The sequence below is a fragment of the Pseudomonas viridiflava genome, assembly GCF_900602065.1.
Taxonomy (GTDB): Bacteria; Pseudomonadota; Gammaproteobacteria; order Pseudomonadales; family Pseudomonadaceae; genus Aquipseudomonas.
Map to the genome: position 1 here is coordinate 1 of NZ_UWFN01000096.1, position 416 is coordinate 416.

A 416-nucleotide genomic window follows, 5' to 3' on the forward strand; every position below is an offset into this window, starting at 1 on the left:
GCTGGTGACCTCGTTCGTGGGCCAAGGTCTGATGACGCTGACGCCAGCACTCGTGATCATGCTCGGCGCCGACGTCGGCACCGCACTGATGTCGCGAGTGCTGACCTTCGATCTATCCTGGCTGTCGCCGCTGCTGATTTTCCTCGGCGTGGTGTTCTTCCTGTCGCGCAAGCAGACCCGAGCAGGGCAGTTGGGCCGCGTCGGTATCGGCCTGGAGCTGATCGTGCTGGCGCTGCAACTGATCGTCGAAGCGGCCGCTCCGATTACTCAGGCGGCAGGGGTGAAGGTGCTGTTCGCGTCACTGACGGGCGATCTGCTGCTGGATGCGCTGGTGGGCGCGATGTTCGCGTTGATTTCCTACTCTAGCCTGGCGGCAGTGCTGCTGACAGCCACCCTGGCAGGCACCGAAGTCATTG

Annotated in this window: 1 pseudogene; it reads left to right on the forward strand. The window is 63.5% G+C overall.

The window, feature by feature from the left end:
- Nucleotides 1-416: pseudogene (locus EE949_RS04645) on the forward strand (Na/Pi cotransporter family protein); the annotation flags it as partial.